This is a genomic window from Nostoc sp. UCD121 (assembly GCF_014222285.1).
Taxonomy (GTDB): domain Bacteria; phylum Cyanobacteriota; class Cyanobacteriia; order Cyanobacteriales; family Nostocaceae; genus Nostoc.
In genome coordinates this window covers 1-606 of the sequence record NZ_JACKZS010000518.1, presented here as the reverse complement: position 1 = coordinate 606, position 606 = coordinate 1, and the positions used below count along the sequence as shown (strand labels likewise).

Here is a 606-nt window from a genome sequence, read left to right as displayed (position 1 = left end):
GTTCTGTTTTATCTACACCAAGTAAATTGTGTAATAATTGGTTACGAAGGTCATCTTCTCTTTCTCTCTGATATTGGCATGACCATGACAAAATTTCCCAGGGCTTAAAATCCTGTTTAAGTTCACATAGCCATTTGAACTGTCTGCTATTATTGAGCTTAAACCTTCTATGGCTTTCTTTTTGATATTTTTCCCAAAATGGAAAATCATATTCATCATATACAGGAACAGGAAAATTTAAACTCTTTAAAAATACTGTGATATTTTGTGGAATCTTAAATTGACTAAGGTTATTCTGAGATTTAATAAATAATCCGTCTCTATCCCAATCTACTATGCTTGATAGGTTAATAAGAGAATCATTGTTTTTTCTTTTTTGTGAAATAATAGTAGCTTTTAAAAATGTTTCTTGAGTGGCGTTTAAAAGTGCTATTCCCTGGATATAGTTTTCTTGATTAAAGAATATCTCAATTAAATCAAGAGCAGTAACTATTCTACTAACTGCTGATTTAGCTTCAAACTCTTGACCTTTGATAAATGAACTCTTGATATTAAATAAATCAACAACTTTATTTATTTCATCCATTAGCTTATCATCAACTATAT

The 606-nt window shown here is 29.4% G+C and carries 1 pseudogene; it reads right to left on the bottom strand.

Features of this window, described 5'->3' with window-relative positions:
- Positions 1 to 586: pseudogene (locus tag GNF10_RS37280) on the bottom strand (hypothetical protein); the annotation flags it as partial.
- Between the last annotated feature and the right edge of the window lie 20 nt (positions 587 to 606).